General features: G+C 67.9%; 19 protein-coding genes. 3 read left to right on the top strand and 16 right to left on the bottom strand.

Annotated elements, in window-relative coordinates; all coding sequences use genetic code 11:
- Window positions 1–35: 35 nt before the first annotated feature.
- From ACA097_RS00585 to ACA097_RS00550, 8 genes are all read right to left on the bottom strand, one after another.
- Entirely contained in the window at window positions 36–1022 is a 987-nt protein-coding gene (locus tag ACA097_RS00585; RefSeq protein ID WP_052355252.1) for a LuxR C-terminal-related transcriptional regulator, read from the bottom strand.
- Between the two features lie 147 nt (window positions 1023–1169).
- Entirely contained in the window at window positions 1170–1937 is a 768-nt protein-coding gene (locus ACA097_RS00580; RefSeq protein ID WP_371367758.1) for an SDR family oxidoreductase, read from the bottom strand.
- Window positions 1934–2731 carry an SDR family NAD(P)-dependent oxidoreductase gene (locus tag ACA097_RS00575; RefSeq protein ID WP_371367755.1) on the bottom strand — a complete coding sequence of 266 codons (798 nt, stop codon included), beginning with the start codon at window positions 2729–2731 and terminating at the stop codon, window positions 1934–1936. Before ACA097_RS00575 ends, ACA097_RS00580 begins: the two co-directional genes overlap by 4 nt.
- Window positions 2724–3545, bottom strand: coding sequence for a molybdenum cofactor biosynthesis F family protein (locus ACA097_RS00570; RefSeq protein ID WP_371367753.1), 822 nt, complete (start codon window positions 3543–3545; stop codon window positions 2724–2726). Before ACA097_RS00570 ends, ACA097_RS00575 begins: the two co-directional genes overlap by 8 nt.
- A 59-nt stretch (window positions 3546–3604) precedes the next feature.
- Window positions 3605–4279, bottom strand: coding sequence for a response regulator transcription factor (locus tag ACA097_RS00565; RefSeq protein ID WP_371367751.1), 675 nt, complete (start codon window positions 4277–4279; stop codon window positions 3605–3607).
- Between the two features lie 134 nt (window positions 4280–4413).
- Complete coding sequence (locus ACA097_RS00560; RefSeq protein ID WP_371367749.1) at window positions 4414–4779, bottom strand: cupin domain-containing protein; 366 nt, start codon at window positions 4777–4779, stop codon at window positions 4414–4416.
- A gap of 35 nt (window positions 4780–4814) precedes the next feature.
- Complete coding sequence (locus ACA097_RS00555; protein WP_043252023.1) at window positions 4815–6113, bottom strand: FAD-binding oxidoreductase; 1299 nt, start codon at window positions 6111–6113, stop codon at window positions 4815–4817.
- A 124-nt stretch (window positions 6114–6237) separates the two neighbouring features.
- On the bottom strand, window positions 6238–6678 hold the full coding sequence (locus ACA097_RS00550; RefSeq protein ID WP_371367747.1) for a heme-binding protein: 441 nt from the start codon (window positions 6676–6678) through the stop codon (window positions 6238–6240).
- A 114-nt stretch (window positions 6679–6792) separates the two neighbouring features.
- Here ACA097_RS00550 and hpaR (ACA097_RS00545) point away from each other — a divergent pair, with 114 nt between their 5' ends.
- Window positions 6793–7215, top strand: coding sequence for a homoprotocatechuate degradation operon regulator HpaR (gene hpaR, locus ACA097_RS00545; RefSeq protein ID WP_043257227.1), 423 nt, complete (start codon window positions 6793–6795; stop codon window positions 7213–7215).
- A gap of 33 nt (window positions 7216–7248) precedes the next feature.
- Here hpaR (ACA097_RS00545) and hpaI read toward each other — a convergent pair whose 3' ends face one another.
- From hpaI to ACA097_RS00510, 7 genes are all read right to left on the bottom strand, one after another.
- Window positions 7249–8055, bottom strand: a complete 807-nt coding sequence (gene hpaI / locus ACA097_RS00540) for a 4-hydroxy-2-oxoheptanedioate aldolase (RefSeq protein WP_371367744.1) — start codon at window positions 8053–8055, stop codon at window positions 7249–7251.
- A 90-nt stretch (window positions 8056–8145) separates the two neighbouring features.
- Window positions 8146–8949, bottom strand: coding sequence for a 2-oxo-hept-4-ene-1,7-dioate hydratase (hpaH, locus tag ACA097_RS00535; protein WP_043252029.1), 804 nt, complete (start codon window positions 8947–8949; stop codon window positions 8146–8148).
- Between the two features lie 7 nt (window positions 8950–8956).
- Window positions 8957–9367 (bottom strand): 5-carboxymethyl-2-hydroxymuconate isomerase, encoded by a 411-nt coding sequence (locus ACA097_RS00530; protein WP_371367742.1) that lies wholly within the window; start codon window positions 9365–9367, stop codon window positions 8957–8959.
- Window positions 9368–9377: 10 nt separating this feature from the next.
- The gene (gene hpaD / locus ACA097_RS00525; protein WP_371367740.1) at window positions 9378–10301 is read right to left on the bottom strand and encodes a 3,4-dihydroxyphenylacetate 2,3-dioxygenase; all 924 of its coding nucleotides are present in this window, start codon (window positions 10299–10301) and stop codon (window positions 9378–9380) included.
- Between the two features lie 114 nt (window positions 10302–10415).
- Entirely contained in the window at window positions 10416–11876 is a 1461-nt protein-coding gene (hpaE, locus tag ACA097_RS00520; RefSeq protein WP_371367738.1) for a 5-carboxymethyl-2-hydroxymuconate semialdehyde dehydrogenase, read from the bottom strand.
- Window positions 11877–11890: 14 nt separating this feature from the next.
- Entirely contained in the window at window positions 11891–12661 is a 771-nt protein-coding gene (locus ACA097_RS00515; RefSeq protein WP_371367736.1) for a fumarylacetoacetate hydrolase family protein, read from the bottom strand.
- Window position 12662: 1 nt separating this feature from the next.
- Window positions 12663–13328 (bottom strand): fumarylacetoacetate hydrolase family protein, encoded by a 666-nt coding sequence (locus ACA097_RS00510; RefSeq protein WP_371367734.1) that lies wholly within the window; start codon window positions 13326–13328, stop codon window positions 12663–12665.
- Window positions 13329–13595: 267 nt separating this feature from the next.
- Between ACA097_RS00510 and hpaR (ACA097_RS00505) the strand changes: the two genes are divergently transcribed.
- Window positions 13596–14018 (top strand): homoprotocatechuate degradation operon regulator HpaR, encoded by a 423-nt coding sequence (hpaR, locus tag ACA097_RS00505; RefSeq protein WP_371367732.1) that lies wholly within the window; start codon window positions 13596–13598, stop codon window positions 14016–14018.
- A gap of 27 nt (window positions 14019–14045) precedes the next feature.
- Window positions 14046–14960 (top strand): 4-hydroxyphenylacetate catabolism regulatory protein HpaA, encoded by a 915-nt coding sequence (gene hpaA, locus ACA097_RS00500; RefSeq protein WP_371367730.1) that lies wholly within the window; start codon window positions 14046–14048, stop codon window positions 14958–14960.
- A 56-nt stretch (window positions 14961–15016) separates the two neighbouring features.
- Here the strand turns inward: hpaA and ACA097_RS00495 are convergent, their stop codons facing one another.
- Window positions 15017–16222 (bottom strand): MFS transporter, encoded by a 1206-nt coding sequence (locus ACA097_RS00495; protein ID WP_371367728.1) that lies wholly within the window; start codon window positions 16220–16222, stop codon window positions 15017–15019.
- Between the last annotated feature and the right edge of the window lie 180 nt (window positions 16223–16402).

Here is a 16402-nt window from a genome sequence, read left to right as displayed (position 1 = left end):
CAGGCGTTGGAGGCGGTGGGGAAAGCGGTCGGCGATCAGCCGGGCGGGTGATGCAGCAGTTGCGCGATGCCGGCTTTGCCGTTGACGCCGAGCTTGCTGTAGATGCTGCGGATGTGATGGCGCACGGTGTTCGGCGCGAGGCCCAGGTCGCGGGCGATTTCCTTGTAGGTGCTGCCGCCGCCGAAGCGCTGCGCGACCTCGGCCTCGCGGGTGCTCAGGCGGGCCATGGCTGGGCGCAGGCGGGCGCTGAGTAGCAGCAGGTCGTGCACCGCGGTGGCCTGTAGCTGCAGGTGCTGGCCGCTGTAGCCAGCGGCCGGGTCGACCGCAGTGGGCAGGCAAGGGCCGGTCCACCGCGGCCACTCCCGCAGCAGCAGGCCGACGAAGCCACGCTCGGCGTAATGCAGCATGCCGTGCCGGTCGCACACCGCCAGCGCCAGGGGATTCGGCGCGTCCAGGCGCTCGCGCAGGGCGACCAGCGCACGGATCTGGTTGGCGCCTTCGGCTGCCACCAGATGCGGCATCAACTGGTCGACGAGGAAGCGATCCTGCTCGTCGTAGGGCCGGGCGCCGATGCGCCGGTACAGGCTCAGGTGCAGGCTGAGCTGGGTGCTCGGGTCGATGTGGATGATGCAGAGGAATTCGCCGAAACCGTGGCTCTCGGCCAACCAGCGTAGGCCGGGCGTGCAGTCGGCGGCGCGGGTGTCGATGCGCACCGAGTGACCGGGGTTGGCGTAGACGCGGCTGACGGTGATGTCCTGGTCGAGGATCGCCCGCCAGTCGTCGAGGTAGCTGTCCGGCAGCTGGAACAGGTGGCTGCTGTGCACGTAGGGAAGGTCGTCGACCAGCCCGGCGCGGCCCCACCAGGCCATGTCGAAGTCCAGCAGTTGCTGCAGGCGGCGCATGGCGCTGTCGTGGAAACCGGGCAGGGCGCATTCCTGGGCCAGGCGCTGGAGGTCCAGCACCAGGGTGTTGAATTCGCCGAAGCGGCGCGCGCTGAGCGTCAGGTCTTGGGTGCTGCTCATGGATACCCCTGCTGCGACTTTATTTGTTGTTGTCAGTCATCAGTGAGCGGCCGGGCGTCAGTGCGACGGGGCAGGGCCTTGGAGTCGAGTATCCGCGCCATATGCGCCCCCTGCCATCCTGCAGATGCAGGATGGCAGGGGTATTCGTCAGGTGCGCGCGGCGGTCTCCGGCAGGGTTGCGCCGCCGTCCACCACCAGCGTCTGCCCGGTGATGTAGGCCGCCTGGTCGGAGGCAAGGAAGAGCATGGCGCTGGCGATGTCGTCCGGTTCCCCCAGACGGCCCAGCGGCACGCCGACAGCGATGTTCGCGTTGAGCTGGTCGTCGCCGAGGTTGGCCATGGCCGGGGTACGGATCATGCCCGGTTCCACACCGTTGACGCGCACCTTGCGTGGCGCCAGTTCCAGCGCCGCATTGCGGATGAACCCGTTCACCCCAGCCTTGGACGCCGCGTAATGGCTCAGCCCCGGATAGGCCACGCGTGGCCCGGTCACCGAGGAGGTCGCCAGCACGCAGCCGCCGCCCTGGCGCTCGAACAGCGGCAGGGCGCCTTGCGTCAGCCAGAACAGCGCGCCGAGGTTCACGTCCAGGGTGCGTTGCAGCAGCGTCGGAGTGATCGCCTGGAAGTCCGTCAGCGGGAAGTACGCGGCGTTGTGCACCAGCACGTCCAGTTGCGCCAGGCCGGCGAACAGACCGGCGATGGCCTGAAGTTTGGCCAGGTCAACCTGCGCAGCCTGTACGTCCCGGCCTTGCGCGCGCAGCTCACTGGCGAGCGCTTCGGCGGGCTCGATCTGCAGGTCCGCGATCAACACCTGCGCGCCGCTCGCGGCGAAGCGTTCGACGATGCGCCGGCCGATGCCCTGGGCGCCGCCGGTGACCAGCACGGTCTTGCCGGTGAAGTCGAAGCGGGCGTTCATCCGGCATCTCCCAGGCGTTCGTAGGCGAGGGTCGGCACGTCGACGATGGTCGAGCCGCCGTCGGCGACCAGGCAGGCGCCGGTGACGATGGACGCCTCGTCGCTGGCGAGGAAGCGGCAGAGGCTGGCGATCTCCTCGGCGCGCGCCGGGCGGCGCAGCGGCACCTCGGCGGTTACCCGCGCATAGGCGGCGTCCAGGCTCTCGCCGTAGTGCTGCATCAGCGGCTGCATTTCCTCGTCGGCCATGGGCGTGCGCACCCAGCCCGGGCACACTGCGTTGACCCGTACGCCGCCTGGGCCATAGTCGCGCGCCAGGGAGCGCACCAGGCCGATGAGCGCGTGCTTGGCGGTGGTGTAGCCGCACACTTCCGGGCCGGCCGCCAGCGAGGCGATGGAACCGACCAGGACGATGCTGCCGCGCCGTTCGATCAGATCCGGCAGGCAGGCCCGGGCACTCTGGAAGGCGCTGTCGAGGTTGCCGCGCATCGCGGCCTGCCAGCCTTCGTCGCTGGTCTGCAGGGCGCTGCCGAGGCCGTGGCCGCCGGCACAGCCGATAAGTGCGTCGATGCCGCCGAATTGCGCCCTGATCTGCTCGACGAAGCCACGCCAGGTCGCGCTGTCGGCGGCATCCCCGGCGAGCACCAGCCCGCCGGTTTCCGCCGCGACCCGCTGCAGCGCCTCGCGGCGGCGGCCGACCAGCACCAGGTTGGCGCCTTCGGCGGCGAAGCGCCGCGCGCAGGCCTCGCCGATACCGCTGCCAGCGCCGGTGATGACCACCGTGCGGGCGTCACTCATGGCCATAGTCCGTGCGGTTGAGTACGTCGCAATAGGAGCTGACCGGGAAGTTCGACACCTCATCGAAGCTCGCGCCGGCGTAGCCGAAGATCTTGCCGTCGCTGCGGTGCTGCTGCATGTCGATCATCACCAGGCCCAGGGTCGGGACGATCTTCTCGCGCCAGACGAACAGGTAGAGCTGGTCGGCGATCTTGTAGTAGTGGCAGCGGTCGGTGTCGCACAGCCCGGCCTCGACGCCGCGCAGGCACTGCCAGCTGTAGTAGTTCTCGTTGAGGTAGATGTGCTCGTAGACCTCGCTGGGGCTGTAGCGATAGCGGTTGCGCAGGCCGACCAGATCGGCCGTGGGCGCGTGCGGGCAGGCGCCATCCTGCCAGGGGCGGTCGAGGCTGCCGTGGAGGAACTCGACCTGCACGCCGGTCAGGTCCTTGCCGGCCAGCGCGCGGTGGTAGAGGCCCTCGTGGGTTTCGGCGGCTTCCGGCAGGCGGCCCAGCACGGCGGTGAAGGACTGGCTGTGGCGGTCCAGCACCAGGCTGATCGACCAGGCCTGGCCACCTTCGTGCTTGATGAAGTCGACCAGCACGATGCCCGGACGCACCGAGGTGGCGCGGTAGGGGGCCTCGCCGGCGGAGTGGCCGTCGGCGGCTTTCCAGCGGGTGGTCTCGGCGTCGAAGTGGTGCTCGATGCGCCAGCCGTTGGCGAAGTTCAGCTCGATGCGCTGGCCGGCGAGGTCGGCCAGGCGGGGCAGGATGAAGGCTTCGGGGGCGAAGCCCTCGGCGAGGGCGCCAACGGTGATCCAGTCGGAGGAAGCGGTCATGGGTGGAACTCCTTTGTTTGTGGAGCCCCCATGCTGCGCGGCGGGCGCCGCGCGCAACATCAACCGGATGGTTGATCCAGGAACAGCCGGGCGATGAGTTCGCTACGGCTGGCCACACCGGTCTTGCGGAACAGGTGGATGAGGTGGGTCTTCACCGTCGCCAGCCCCAGGTCGAGCTGGCGCGCCAGGTCCTTGTTGCGGGCGCCGTCGCGCAGCAGCAGGGCGATCTCGCGTTCGCGCGGGGTGAGCTGCTCCAACGCTGCCTGCGCGTTGGCGCGAGGCAGGCCCTGGGCGGCGAGTTCGAGCAGGCTCTGCAGGGCGTGCAGGCGATTCAGTTCGTCGGCGGAGAAGGGCGCTTCTCCGACCCGGCGCAGCAGCGACAGCCCGGCCAGCGGGCGACCCTTGTCGGCGGCGATGATCTCGACTACGTCGATCACTCCGTGCTGGCGCAGGAAGCCGCCGTAGCGCTGGCTGCGCTCGGAAGACTGTTGCGCCATGCCGACCGCCAGCGGCACCACGGGCAGGCCGGTGGCGAGGCAGCTGGCCGGTTGCAGCGGGTCGAGCGGGCGGTAGTGGGCGAGGTAGTCGGCGTGCATCTGCGGGCGCATGCGCTGCAGCTGGAAGTCGCAGGCCTGAAGGTCGGCGTCGATGCGGTAGAAGGCGGACTGCGCGGCGGGCACCAACTGGTCGAAGGCGTGCAGGCAGCGCTGGCCGATCTGTTCGGGGGTGGGCATGGTGTGGTGGGCTCCTCGGCTGTGGAGCAGAGGGTAACCGTTCGCGAGCAAGCTCGCTCCTACGAAGGGCCGATCGGTTCCGACGCGGACGTTGTAGGAGCGAGCTTGCTCGCGAACCAGGCGGCGCGGAGGGCTTAGACCACCGCGTAGTAGTGCTTCACGAAGCTGTCGCTCAGCACTTCCCAGAGCACCGGGGTGCCCTTGGTGACGAACCAGGTGTCGCCGGTCTTGTAGGTCTGGCTGTGGCCGGTGGATTCGTCGGTCAGGCGCAGTTCGCCGCTGACCACGGTGGCCTGTTCGTTGAACGGGTAGGTCATGCGGAACTTGCCCTTGGTGGTGCCGAAATAGGCCGCGCTGACCGGGTCGGTGGGCGCGCCGGCGGTCATCTTGCCGAAGGCGCGGACCTCGCCTTCGAGGATTTCCGAGCCGAGGTCGGCGACGGTGCCCCAGGCGTCCAGCTGGTCGAGGGTGATGCCTTGCTTGATGGCGGTGAGGGCCATGGTGGTGCTCCTGTACGAGTGGGGGAAAGGGTGGATCAGCGGCGGCCGGACCAGTAGCCGGACACCTGGTGCCAGGTCTTGCCGGCGCTGAGCAGCAGCGGACGCATCTGGTCCTTGCCGTGGACGCGGATGCGTCGCACCGAGCTGATCAGGTCGTAGCGCGCCGAGCCTTCGCTCATGCCCTCGGCCAGCACCTTGCAGATGATGTGGCTGGGGGTGACGCCGAAGCCGGAGTAGCCCTGCACGAAGAAGGCGTTGGGGCGGCCCGGCAGGCTGCCGATCTGCGGGAAGAGGTTCGGGCTGCAGGCCATCGGGCCGCCCCAGGCGAGGTCGATCTTCACGTTTTCCAGGTACGGGAAGATCTTCAGCATCAGCGCGCGGTTCCATGCCTTGAGGTCGCGCGGGATGTGCTCGATGAAGGGTGTGGCGGCGCCGAACAGCAGGCGGTTCTCGTTGGTCACGCGGTAGTAGTCGATGACCGGGCGGATGTCGCTGTAGGCGCCGCGGATCGGGCTGATGCGCTGGATGAGTTCGTCCGACAGCGGCTCGGTCATCATCTGGAAGGCGTAGGTGTTGATGGTGCTCTTGTGCAGCTCCGGCTCCAGCTTGTTGAGGAAGCTGTCGCAGGCCCAGAGCAGCTTGCTGGCCTTAACCGAACCCTTGGCGGTGCGCACGGTGATGCGCTCGCCGTACTGCACGTCCAGGGCCGGGCTGTACTCGAAGATCTTCACCCCGTGGCTGGCCAGCGCCTTGGCTTCGCCCAGCAGCAGGTTGAGCGAGTGCACGTGGCCGCCGCCCATGTGCAGCAGGGCGCTGGAATACGCGTCGGAGCCGATGATCTGGCGCACTTCGGAGCCGTCCAGGTAGCGGATCTCGTGCTTGGAATTGAGCGACTTGAACTCCTTCTCCCAGGTCCGCAGGGTCTTCGCCTGGCGCGCATTGAAGCCCATGTAGCCGTAGCCGTGGCAGAAGTCGGCGTCGATGCCGTACTTCTGGATGCGGCCCTTGATGATGTCGGCGCCCAGGTCGCTGATCTCGAAGATCTGCCGCAGGCCGTCCTCGCCGACGTCCTTGCGGATCTTCTCCAGGTCGTGGCCGATGCCGGCCATGATCTGCCCGCCGTTGCGCCCGGTGCCGCCGAAGCCGAGGTAGCGCGCTTCCAGGACGACGATGTTGGTGATGCCTTTCTCGGCCAGCTCCAGGGCGGTGTTGATGCCGGAGAAGCCGCCGCCGATCACGACCACGTCGGCTTCCAGGTCCGCTTCCAGCGAGGGGAAGGACAGGTCGTATTTCTTGGTCGCGGTGTAGTAGGTGGGGGTCTCGATGTTGATCATGACTGCAGCCTGGAACCGGATTGAACGGAGCGCGGATGTTGCCGCGCGGATGGCCTATTAGGGGCTCGGGTGGCCTCGGCTGTCTTGACCCAGGCTGCCCGGTTTCTTGTCCGGGGCTGACGCGTCAGCCGGCCAGCAACTGGCGCACACGCTCGGCGGCGGCTTGTGCGCACAGTGTGTCGTCCGCCTCGGAGGCACCGGAAACGCCGATTGCGCCTATGCAGACGTCACCCAGGCGCAGCGGCTCGCCGCCGCCGAACAGGGCCAGCCCGGCCTGCAGCGGCAGGCCCTGGCGTACCGCCGGGGAGCAGCGTTCCAGACGCGCCTGCCAGTCGCCGGTGGGCAGGTTGAAGGCGACGGCGGTGCGGGCCTTGTTCAGCGCGATCTCGCGGCAGGGCGCCGGGGCGCCGTCCATGTGCGCGCAGTGGATCGGTTGGCCACCCGCATCGACCACCGCGATGCTGACCCGCAGGCCGCGAAATTCGGCCTGTTCGAGGGCGGCCTGGAGCGCCTGCATGGCGAGCTTGAGGGTGATTTGCGGTTGTTGGCGAAGGTACGCGGACATCGGGTATTCCTCACGAATGGCAGGCCGGTGCATGGCGCCTGGCAGGCTGGGTCATGACCGGCGGCGCGCGCGGCCTTTCAATGGCCGGCAGTTCTGTTGTCGATGGTTTTCTTCATGCCGAGTACTCCCCCTTCCCTGACCCTCGCGCTGCTGCAGGCGCGCGAGGCGGCCATGCGCTTCTTCCGTCCGCACCTCGCCGAGCACGGCCTGACCGAGCAGCAGTGGCGGGTCATCCGCCTGCTGCACCAGCACGGCGAGCTGGAGAGCGGCCAGTTGGCGCCGCTCGCCTGCATCCTGCCGCCGAGCCTTTGTGGCGTGCTGGCGCGCCTGGAGGAAGCCGGTCTGGTGTGCCGGCGACGCGACGCGCGCGACCAGCGCCGCAGCCTGGTGAGCCTGGCGGCGGCGGGGTTGGCGTGCTTCGAATCGATGCGCGGGCAGATGGAAGAGAACTATCGGCTGCTCGAACAGCGCCTGGGCGAGGACAAGGTGGTGCTTCTGCACACGCTGCTGCACGAGCTGAAGGGTTTGCGACCCTGAACGAGCGCCCCGGCCGAAGCCGGGGCCTGGGGTTCAGTAGACCGAGGGCACGCTCGGCGCGACGGGGGCCGGCGTGCCCTTGAAGCGCCCGGCCAGCTCGCGCAGCGAGCGCATCAGCAGGCTGGTATCGACGCCCACGGCGACGAAGCTCGCGCCCAGCTCGAGGTAGCGCCGCGCCAGCTTCTCGTCTGCGCTGAGGATGCCGGCAGCCTTGCCGGCTCGGCGGATGCGGGCGATGGCGTCTTCGATGGCGTCCTGCACCTCGGGGTGGCCGGGGTTGCCGCGATGGCCCATGGCGGCGCTGAGATCGGCCGGGCCGATGAATACTCCGTCCACGCCCTCGACGGCGGCGATGGCGTCGAGATTGGCCAGGCCTTCGAGGTTCTCGATCTGCACCAGCAGGCACATCTGCTCGTCGGCATCGGCCAGGTAGGTGGGGATGTTGTTCCAGCGCGAAGCGCGGGCGAGGGCGCTGCCGACACCGCGCACGCCGAACGGCGGGTAGCGCATGGCGCGGACGAGTTCACCGGCCTGCTGGGCGCTGTCGACCATGGGCACCAGCAGGGTCTGCGCGCCTATGTCGAGCAACTGCTTGATCAGCGCGGTATCGCCGAGCACCGGGCGGATGATCGGCTGCGACGGGTAGGGCGCCACCGCCTGCAGCTGGCCGAGCAGGCTGCGCAGGTCGTTGGGCGCGTGTTCGCCGTCGATCAGCAGCCAGTCGAAGCCGGCGTTGGCGGCCAGTTCCGCGCAGTAGGGGTCGGCCAGGCCGAGCCAGAGGCCGATCTGCGCTTCGCCGGCGAGCAGGCGTTGCTTGAAGGTGTTGACGGGGACGTTCATGGGGAAGTCCTGCGAAGGGCGAGGAACGACCCGGACCTGGCCGCCGCGAGCTGCCAGACTCGTGGCCAGGGCCGGGCCGTTACCTCATGGTCAGACGAAACGGCAGGAGATGCTGCCGAGCTGGTCGTAGTCGACGTGGAAGGTGTCGCCGGGCGCCGCCGCCACCGGGCGGGTGAAGGAGCCGCCGAGGATCACCTGGCCGGGTTCGAGGGTGACGTCGTAGGGCGCCAGCTTGTTGGCCAGCCAGGCCACCCCTTTGGCCGGGTGGTTGAGCACCGCGGCGGAGACGCCGGACTCTTCGATCACGCCGTTGCGGTAGAGGATTGCCGGCACGCGGCGCAGGTCGATCTCGGTCGGCCGCACGGCGCGGCCGCCCATGACCACGCCGGCGTTGGCCGCGTTGTCGGAGATGGTGTCGAAGACCTTGCGGGTGGCCTTGGTCTGCGGGTCCACCTGCTGGATGCGCGCGTCGATGATCTCCAGTGCCGGGATCACCCATTCGGTGGCTTCCAGCACGTCGAACAGGGTGACGTTCGGCCCTTTCAGCGGCTTGCCGAGGATGAACGCCAGCTCCACTTCCACGCGCGGCACGATGAAGCGCTCGAAGGGGATGTCGCTGCCTTCGTCGAAGAACATGTCGTCCAGCAGCGCGCCGTAGTCCGGCTCGGTGATGTTCGAGGAGACCTGCATGGCGCGCGAGGTCAGGCCGATCTTGTGGCCTTTCAGCACGCGACCAGTGGCTATTTTCTGAGCCACCCAGGCGCGCTGGATGGCGTAGGCGTCCTCGATGGCGATGTCCGGGTAGTCGAGGGAAAACTGCCGGACCTGCTCGCGCGAACGCTCGGCGGCGTCGAGGCGGGCGGCGGCTTGCTGGATCAGTTGCGGGTCGAGCATGGGAACCTCAGGAATTCTTCGCGAACAGGGGGTGCAGGCTGCTGTGCTTGGCGTCATAGACCTGGCCGGGGCTTTCGTCGATCTGCAGGGTGACGCCGACCGGGCGGCGTTCCAGCAGGGCGTCGAGGTGGCCACGCAGCACCGCCAGGAGGCTGTCGCCGACCTGCTTGTGCACGGCCGCGCTGCGCCCGGCGCCCATGCGTAGGTTGGCGTAGAGGAAGCCATAGTCGCCCTGGCCGTCGGCTATCGCGGCGTGCGCGGCGGGGTAGGCCAGCACGCGGGTGCCGCCTTTCGGGAACACGGCTTTGCCGGCTTCGTCGCGCTGTTCGAGCATGCAGTCGGCCAGTGCGCGGCAGAGGCCGCGCATGTCCGTTTCCGCTTCCAGGTCGGGGCTATAGAGCAGGACCAGATGGGGCATGGCGGCGCTCCTACAGGCGGCTGGCGAGGCTGCGGTTGGCCGGGTCGGAAGCCTGGGCGGCGGGGATCGCCGAGCCGTCCTGCGCGGTGACCGGGAAGACCGCGTTGATCTGGCCGGTGCCGGAGGAACCGAAGTAGGGCGTTACGACTTCGGCCTGGCCGTCGTACTTCGACCAGCCCAGGGCGCCGAGCAGCATCGCGGTGTCGTGCATGAAACCTTCGCCGTGACCCTTGGCCGCATACTCCGGGAGCATGCCGCAGAAGGTCTGCCAGTCGCCTGCCTTCCACATCTCCACCACCCGGTGGTCGAGGGTTTCCAGGAAGGGGCTCCAGACGCGGTCGGCGAAGTCCGGGGCCTGGCCGTTCTGGGCGAAGCGGTGGGTCAGCGAGCCGCTGGCGAGGAAGGCGACGGTGCCGTCGTAGTGTTCCTCGACCGCCTTGCGCATGGCCCAGCCCAGGCGCGCGCTGTCGTTCAGGTAGTGCACGGTGCACAGCGCCGAGACCGAGATGACCTTGAAGTGGCGGTCCTCGTTCATGTAGCGCATCGGCACCAGGGTGCCGTATTCCGGGCCGAGGCTGGTGGCATCGTGGGCCATCACGTCCACGCCCAGGGCGTTGCAGCCGTCCGCGAGGATGCGCCCGAGCGCGGGGTTGCCGGGGAAGTCGTACTCCATGTTGGCGATGAAGTGCGGCAGTTCGTTGCTGGTGTACAGGCCCTGGAAGTGCGGCGCGCAATTGACGTGGTAGCCGGCGTTGACCAGCCAGTGGGTGTCGAACACCACGATGGTGTCCACGCCCAGTTCGCGGCAGCGGCGGCCGATCTCGCGGTGCCCGTCGATCGCCGCCTGGCGGCAGCCCTGGCGCGGGCCGGGCAGTTCGGAGAGGTAGAGCGAGGGAACGTGGGTGATCTTGGCAGCCAGAGCGAGTTTGCCCATGACGGTTCTCCTAGCGGCGGGCGCCCTCGATGGAGCGCCCGGATTGTTCTCATTGTGGATGCACGCCGGCGATGTCGGCGGCCTCGAGGGGCCGCTCTGTCATCGGCTCGCGCTTCACAGGCCCCAGCGGGGGATGTGGTGGCTGCCCATGGAAATGCACACGTTCTTGATCTCGGCGAAGACTTCGAAGCTGTACTGACCGCCTTCGCGGCCGGTGCCCGAGCCCTTCACGCCGCCGAACGGCTGGCGCAAGTCGCGGACGTTCTGGCTGTTGATGAATACCATGCCGGCCTCGATGCCGCGCGCCAGGCGATGCGCCTTGCCGATGTCCTGGGTCCAGATGTAGGAGGCCAGGCCGTACTCGGTGTCGTTGGCCAGTCTGAGGGCTTCGGCTTCGTCCTTGAACTTCATCAGGCAGACCACCGGGCCGAAGATTTCTTCTTGGGCGATGCGCATGCGGTTGTCGACGTTGGCGAACACGGTGGGTTGGATGAACTGGCCCTTGCTCAGGTGCGCCGGCAGGTTGGCCGGGCGCTCGAGGCCGCCGGCCAGCAGGGTGGCGCCTTCCTCGATGCCGATGCGGATGTAGCCGGTGACCTTGTCGTAGTGGGCCTGGGTGATCATCGAGCCGACCTGGGTCTTCGGGTCCTGCGGGTCGCCGACGATCAGGCGCTTGGCGCGGGCGGCGAACTCTTCGACGAAGCGGTCGTAGACCGTCTCCTGGATGAAGATGCGGCTGCCGGCGGTGCAGCGCTCGCCGTTGAGCGAGAAGATGGTGAAGAGCGCGGCGTCCAGGGCGCGGTCGAGGTCGGCGTCGTCGAAGATCAGCACCGGCGACTTGCCGCCCAGTTCCATGGAGTACTTCTTCAGGCCGGCGGTTTGCATGATCTTCTTGCCGGTGGCGGTGCCGCCGGTGAAGGAGATGGCGCGTACGTCCGGGTGGCGGACCAGGGCGTCGCCGGCGGTGGCGCCGTAGCCTTGCACCACGTTGAGCACGCCCGGCGGAATGCCGGCTTCCAGGGCCAGGCGGCCCAGCTCGTTGGCGGTCAGCGGCGACAGCTCGCTCATCTTCAGCACCGCGGTGTTGCCCAGCGCCAGGCACGGCGCGGTCTTCCAGGTGGCGGTCATGAATGGCACGTTCCAGGGCGAGACCAGGCCACACACACCCACCGGCTGGTACAGGGTGTAGTTGAGCATCTGGTCGTCCACCGGGTAGCTGTGGCCGTCCATGCGCGTGCAGACCTCGGCGAAGAACTCGAAGTTGTGCGAGGCGCGCGGAATCAGCACGTTCCTGGTCTGGTGGATCGGCAGGCCGGTGTCGAGGGTTTCCAGCTCGGCCAGGTTCGGCACGTTGGCATCGATCAGCTCGCCCAGCTTGCGCATCAGCTTGGCGCGTTCCTTGGCCGGGGTGTTGGCCCATTTCGGGAAGGCTTCCTTGGCCGCCGCGACGGCCAGGGCGATTTCCTCCGCGCCGCCGCTGGCGACTTCGCCGATGGCGTCGCCAGTGGCCGGGTTGTAGTTGGTGAAGACTTCTTTGCTCTCGACCTCGCGGCCGTTGATCCAGTGCTTGATCATGCTGCTGACTCCAGTTACACGCGGGCGCGGTTCGCGAAGAACTCGGCCTCGCTGACGATACGGTTGACCAGGCGGCCGACGCCTTCCACTTCCACCACCACTTCATCGCCCGGGACCACGTCGGCCAGGCCTTCCGGCGTGCCGGTGGCGATCATGTCGCCCGGCTGCAGGGTCATGAAGCTGGAGAAGTATTCGATCAGGTAGGGGATGTCGAAGATCATGTCGGAGGTCGAGCCTTCCTGCTTCAGCTCGCCGTTGACCCAGGTGCGCAGCTTCAGCTGCGACGGGTCGGCCACGTCGGCGGCATCGACGATCCACGGGCCGACCGGGGTGGTGGCGTCGCGGTTCTTCACCCGCAGGTTGGGGCGGTAGTAGTTCTCCAGGTAGTCGCGGATGGCGTAGTCGTTGCAGACGGTGTAGCCGGCGAGGTAGGCGAGGGCGTCTTCGCGTTTCACGTTGCGCGCGGGCATGCCGATCACCGCCACCAGCTCGCACTCGTAGTGCATGTAGGCGACGTTGTCCGGGCGCCAGGTGACCTGGTTATGGCCGGTGTAGGTGCCCTTGGACTTGATGAACGCCAGCGGCTCGGTGGGCGCCTTGAAGGCCAGTTCGGCGGCGTGATCGGCATAGTTCAGGCCGAGGGCGAACATGGTCCCGGCCGCCGGCGGCAGCCACTCGACCTCGTGCTCGCCGAGCAGGCGGCCATCGGCCAGGCGCACGGCGTTGTCAGCCTCGACGGTGACAGCATGGACTTCGCCCTGGTAGCGGATGCGTGCGTGTTTCATCTCAGGCTTCCTCCGCCACTACGGTGTTGCGCAGGCGGCCGAGACCTTCGATCTCGACTACCACCTCGTCTCCGGGTTGCACGTCGACGCGGCCCTCGGGGGTGCCGGTGATGAGCACGTCGCCGGCATGCAGGGTCATGAACTCGCTGATCTCGGCGATCAGCCTGGGAATGCTGCGCACCAGGTTGGCGGTGCTGTTCTGCTGGCGCACTTCGCCGTTGACCAACAGGCGGACCGGCAGGGCGTGCGGGTCGGCGATCTCTTCGCGGCCAACCACTTCGCTGCCCAGTGGGCAGAAGCCGTCGCGGCACTTGGCCTTCACTGCCGGGCGGTAGTAGCTGTCTTCCGGCAGGCTGAATTCGTTGACGATCACGTAGCCGGCCACGTAGTCCATGGCCTCGGCTTCGTTGACGCGGCTGGCGTCACGGGCGAGCACCACGCCCAGCGCCGGGCCCGGCTGCAGGCGCTCGACCCCGGCGGGGAAGACCACGGCCTGGCCGTCGCCGTTGCGGGTGTTCGGTGTCTTGATGAACAGCACCGGCTTGACCGGCGGTTTCTGGTAGGGCGGCTGCTGGAATTCCTCCAGCCGGCTCTGCAACAGGCCCTGGTAGTTCAGCGCGACGCCGAACAGGGTCCCGGTTGCGACTTCGCTGACAGCGCGACGCATGGCTTCTTCTCCTGGTTCCTCCCGGAACGCCATCGGCGGCCGGGATCGTTAACATGTTAGCGTTTATAGTTAATATGTTAACTATGATCAACCCTGGCAGCCAGGGTCGGACTTCGCTGGAGGCATTCCAGCAGCTCCCCACCGGCAGTGATTGTCCAGGACTGCCAGGGCCTTGATCGCCACTGCCAGAACCGCCCGGAGGGGTTTGCCCGAGGGCCTGCGATGGTGGTTAAAATCTTCCTCATCTTCGGTAGAGCACTTGCACCCATGTCCAATCCGCGCCCGTCCCTGACCCTCACCCTGCTGCAGGCCCGCGAGGCCGCCATGGCGTTCTTCCGGCCGTCGCTCAACCAGCACGAGCTGACCGAGCAGCAGTGGCGGATCATCCGCATCCTCCGCCAGCAGGGGGAGATGGAGATCTACCAACTGGCGCAGCAGGCCTGCATCCTCAAGCCGAGCATGACCGGCGTGCTGGCGCGCATGGAGCGCGATGGCCTGGTGCGCCGCTGGAAGTCCGAGCTCGACCAGCGCCGCGTGCTGGTGTGCCTGAGCGAGCAGGGCCAGCAGTGCTTCGTGCAGATGAGCGAGGACATGGAGAACAACTACCGGCGCATCCTCGAGCAGTTCGGCGAGGACAAGCTGCAGCAGCTGCTGGAGTTGCTGAACGAGCTGAAACAGATCAAGCCCTGATGGCTTTTCTGCAAGGTTGGTAACCCCATGGCCCGCACGCCCATTCCCAATATCGACATCGGCCAGGTCTACGACCTGCGCTACGCCGAGGCCGAGGTGCACTACGAGGAGCTGGGCAAGCTGGCCGACTTCTTCGGTCGCAACATGCCGGTGCATCGGCACGACCGCTTCTTCCAGGTGCATTACGTGAAGAGCGGTTCGGTGCGCGTCTACCTCGATGAGCAGCTCTACCACCGCCAGGGCCCGCTGTTCTTCCTCACGCCGCCGACCATCCCCCACGCCTTCGTCACCGAGAACGATGCCGACGGCCACGTGCTGACCGTGCGCCAGCAGTTGCTCTGGCCGCTGCTGGCGCCGGAAAAGGGGCTGGCCGAGGGGCCGGTCATAGCCCCGGTATGCGTGGCCTTCGACCAGCTGGACGAATCCTTCGCTGGTGACGTGCAGCGCCTGGATGGGCTGTTCGACATGCTCCGCGACGAGTTCAGGGGCGAGCGCCCGGGGCGCGAGATCGCCCTGGCCGACCTGGTGCGGCTGATCTTCGTGAGTCTGTTGCGCCTGTCTTCGCGTTCATTGAAGGCGCAACCGATGCGCCGCGAGGACCTGCGTTGCTTCCAGCGCTTCAACCAACTGATCGAGCAGCATTACCCCGAGCACTGGCCGTTGGCGGATTACGCCGAACGCATCGGTGTCACCGAAGCGCGCCTGAACGACATCTGCCGGCGCGTCGCCGGGCTGCCGTCCAAGCGCCTGGTCCACGAGCGGCTGATGCAGGAGGCGCGGCGCCTGCTGCTGTTCAGCGGCAGTTCGGTGAACGAGATCTGCTACCAGCTCGGCTTCAAGGACCCGGCCTACTTCAGTCGCTTCTTCGCGCGCAACGCCGGGATGGCGCCGGGGGAATACCGCCAGCGCAAGGCCGACGACAAGGAAGAGGCCTGGCGTTGAGCATCCGCCGTATGTAGGAGCGCGCCATGCGCGCGAATCGCGGCCATGGGCCGCTCCTACAGGCGGGAAAGACCCTGCCAGGCGCAATACGCCAACAGCACCACCCCAGCCGCCGCCATCGCCCAGGGCCCGCCGAAATGCGCGGCGAGCAGCCCGGCGGTCAGCCCGCCGATCGCGTCGAAGCCGAAGCGGGTCGCGGTGTAGATCGACACCACGCGACCGCGTAACTCCTCTGGTGCGCTGCTCTGCAGGACGATGTTGGTGCCGACGTTGTTCACCGTGACGCCGAAGCCCAGTGCCGCCATCGCCAGCAGCGACAGCGGCAGGTGGCGGCTGGCGGCGAACAGCAGCAGCGCGCCGGCGCTGGCCAGCGCCGAGAGCAGGATGATCCGCGGCAGGCGTGCCGGGTCCTGGTGCTGGGCCAGGAACAGGCTCGACAGCAGCGAACCCAGTCCGGCCGCGCCCCACAGCCAGCCGAGGGTGCGTGCATCACCGGCGAAGACGTCGCGGGCGAACACCGGCAACAGCGCGGCGTAGCTGGAAGCGGTGACGTTGACCACCAGTACGCCGAACATCATCCCCCGCACGTTGGGTGTGCGCAGGGCATAGTCCAGGCCTTCGCGGAACACGCTGCCCATGCTGCCGCTGGCGCGGATCGCCGGCGGCAGGCGTACGAGCAGCAGGCCGATCACCAGCGCCAGGTAGGACAGCGCGTTGAGCGCGAAGCACAGGCTTTCGCTGGTCAGGCCCAGCAGCAACCCGGCCAGCGGCGGGCCGACGAAGCGCGAACAGGTGAACAGCGAGGCGTTCAGCGCCAGGGCGTTGGGCAGGTCGGCGCGGTCGTCGACGAAGCGGCTGAGCAGCGACTGCCGCAAGGGCGTGTCGAAGGCGCTGAGCACGCCGAGCAGCGCCGACATGCCGACGATCAGCGCCGGGGTGATCAGTCCGCTGGCAGTCAGCGCGGCGAGGCCGGCGGCCTGCACCGCCATCAGGCTCTGGCTGATGAGCAGCAGGCGGCGCTTGTCGTGGCGGTCGATCCAGGCGCCGGCCAGCGGGCCGATGAACAGTTGCGGCAGCAACGCCACGCAACTGGTGATGCCGAGCAGCGCCGCCGAGCCGGTCAGCCGGTACACCAGCCAGGCCAGCGCCACCTGCTGGATCCAGGTGCCCAGGGTGGATATCGCGTGGCCGCTGAAGTACAGGCGGAAGTTGCGGTGGCGCAGGGCGCGCAGGCCATTGGGCCAGGAGCGGGCAGCGGGCATCGATGGCTCGGGCGAGTAGTGGGGGAGAGACGGGCGCCATGATAGCGAATTTCCGGCATAACGTTCAGATGTTAACTAATTTTTGCCTGGGGCCCGCGTGGCGCCTGCGTCGTAGGGAAATTCGGACTGTAGGCAGCGGTCATGCCTGTCGGATATTTCCCATGAAAAGTGCAATCGAGT

This window comes from Pseudomonas sp. QL9, assembly GCF_041409665.1.
GTDB classification, from domain to species: Bacteria; Pseudomonadota; Gammaproteobacteria; order Pseudomonadales; family Pseudomonadaceae; genus Pseudomonas; species Pseudomonas knackmussii.
The sequence above is the reverse complement of the archived record's forward strand: the minus strand, read 5'-3'. Positions and strand labels throughout refer to the sequence as shown.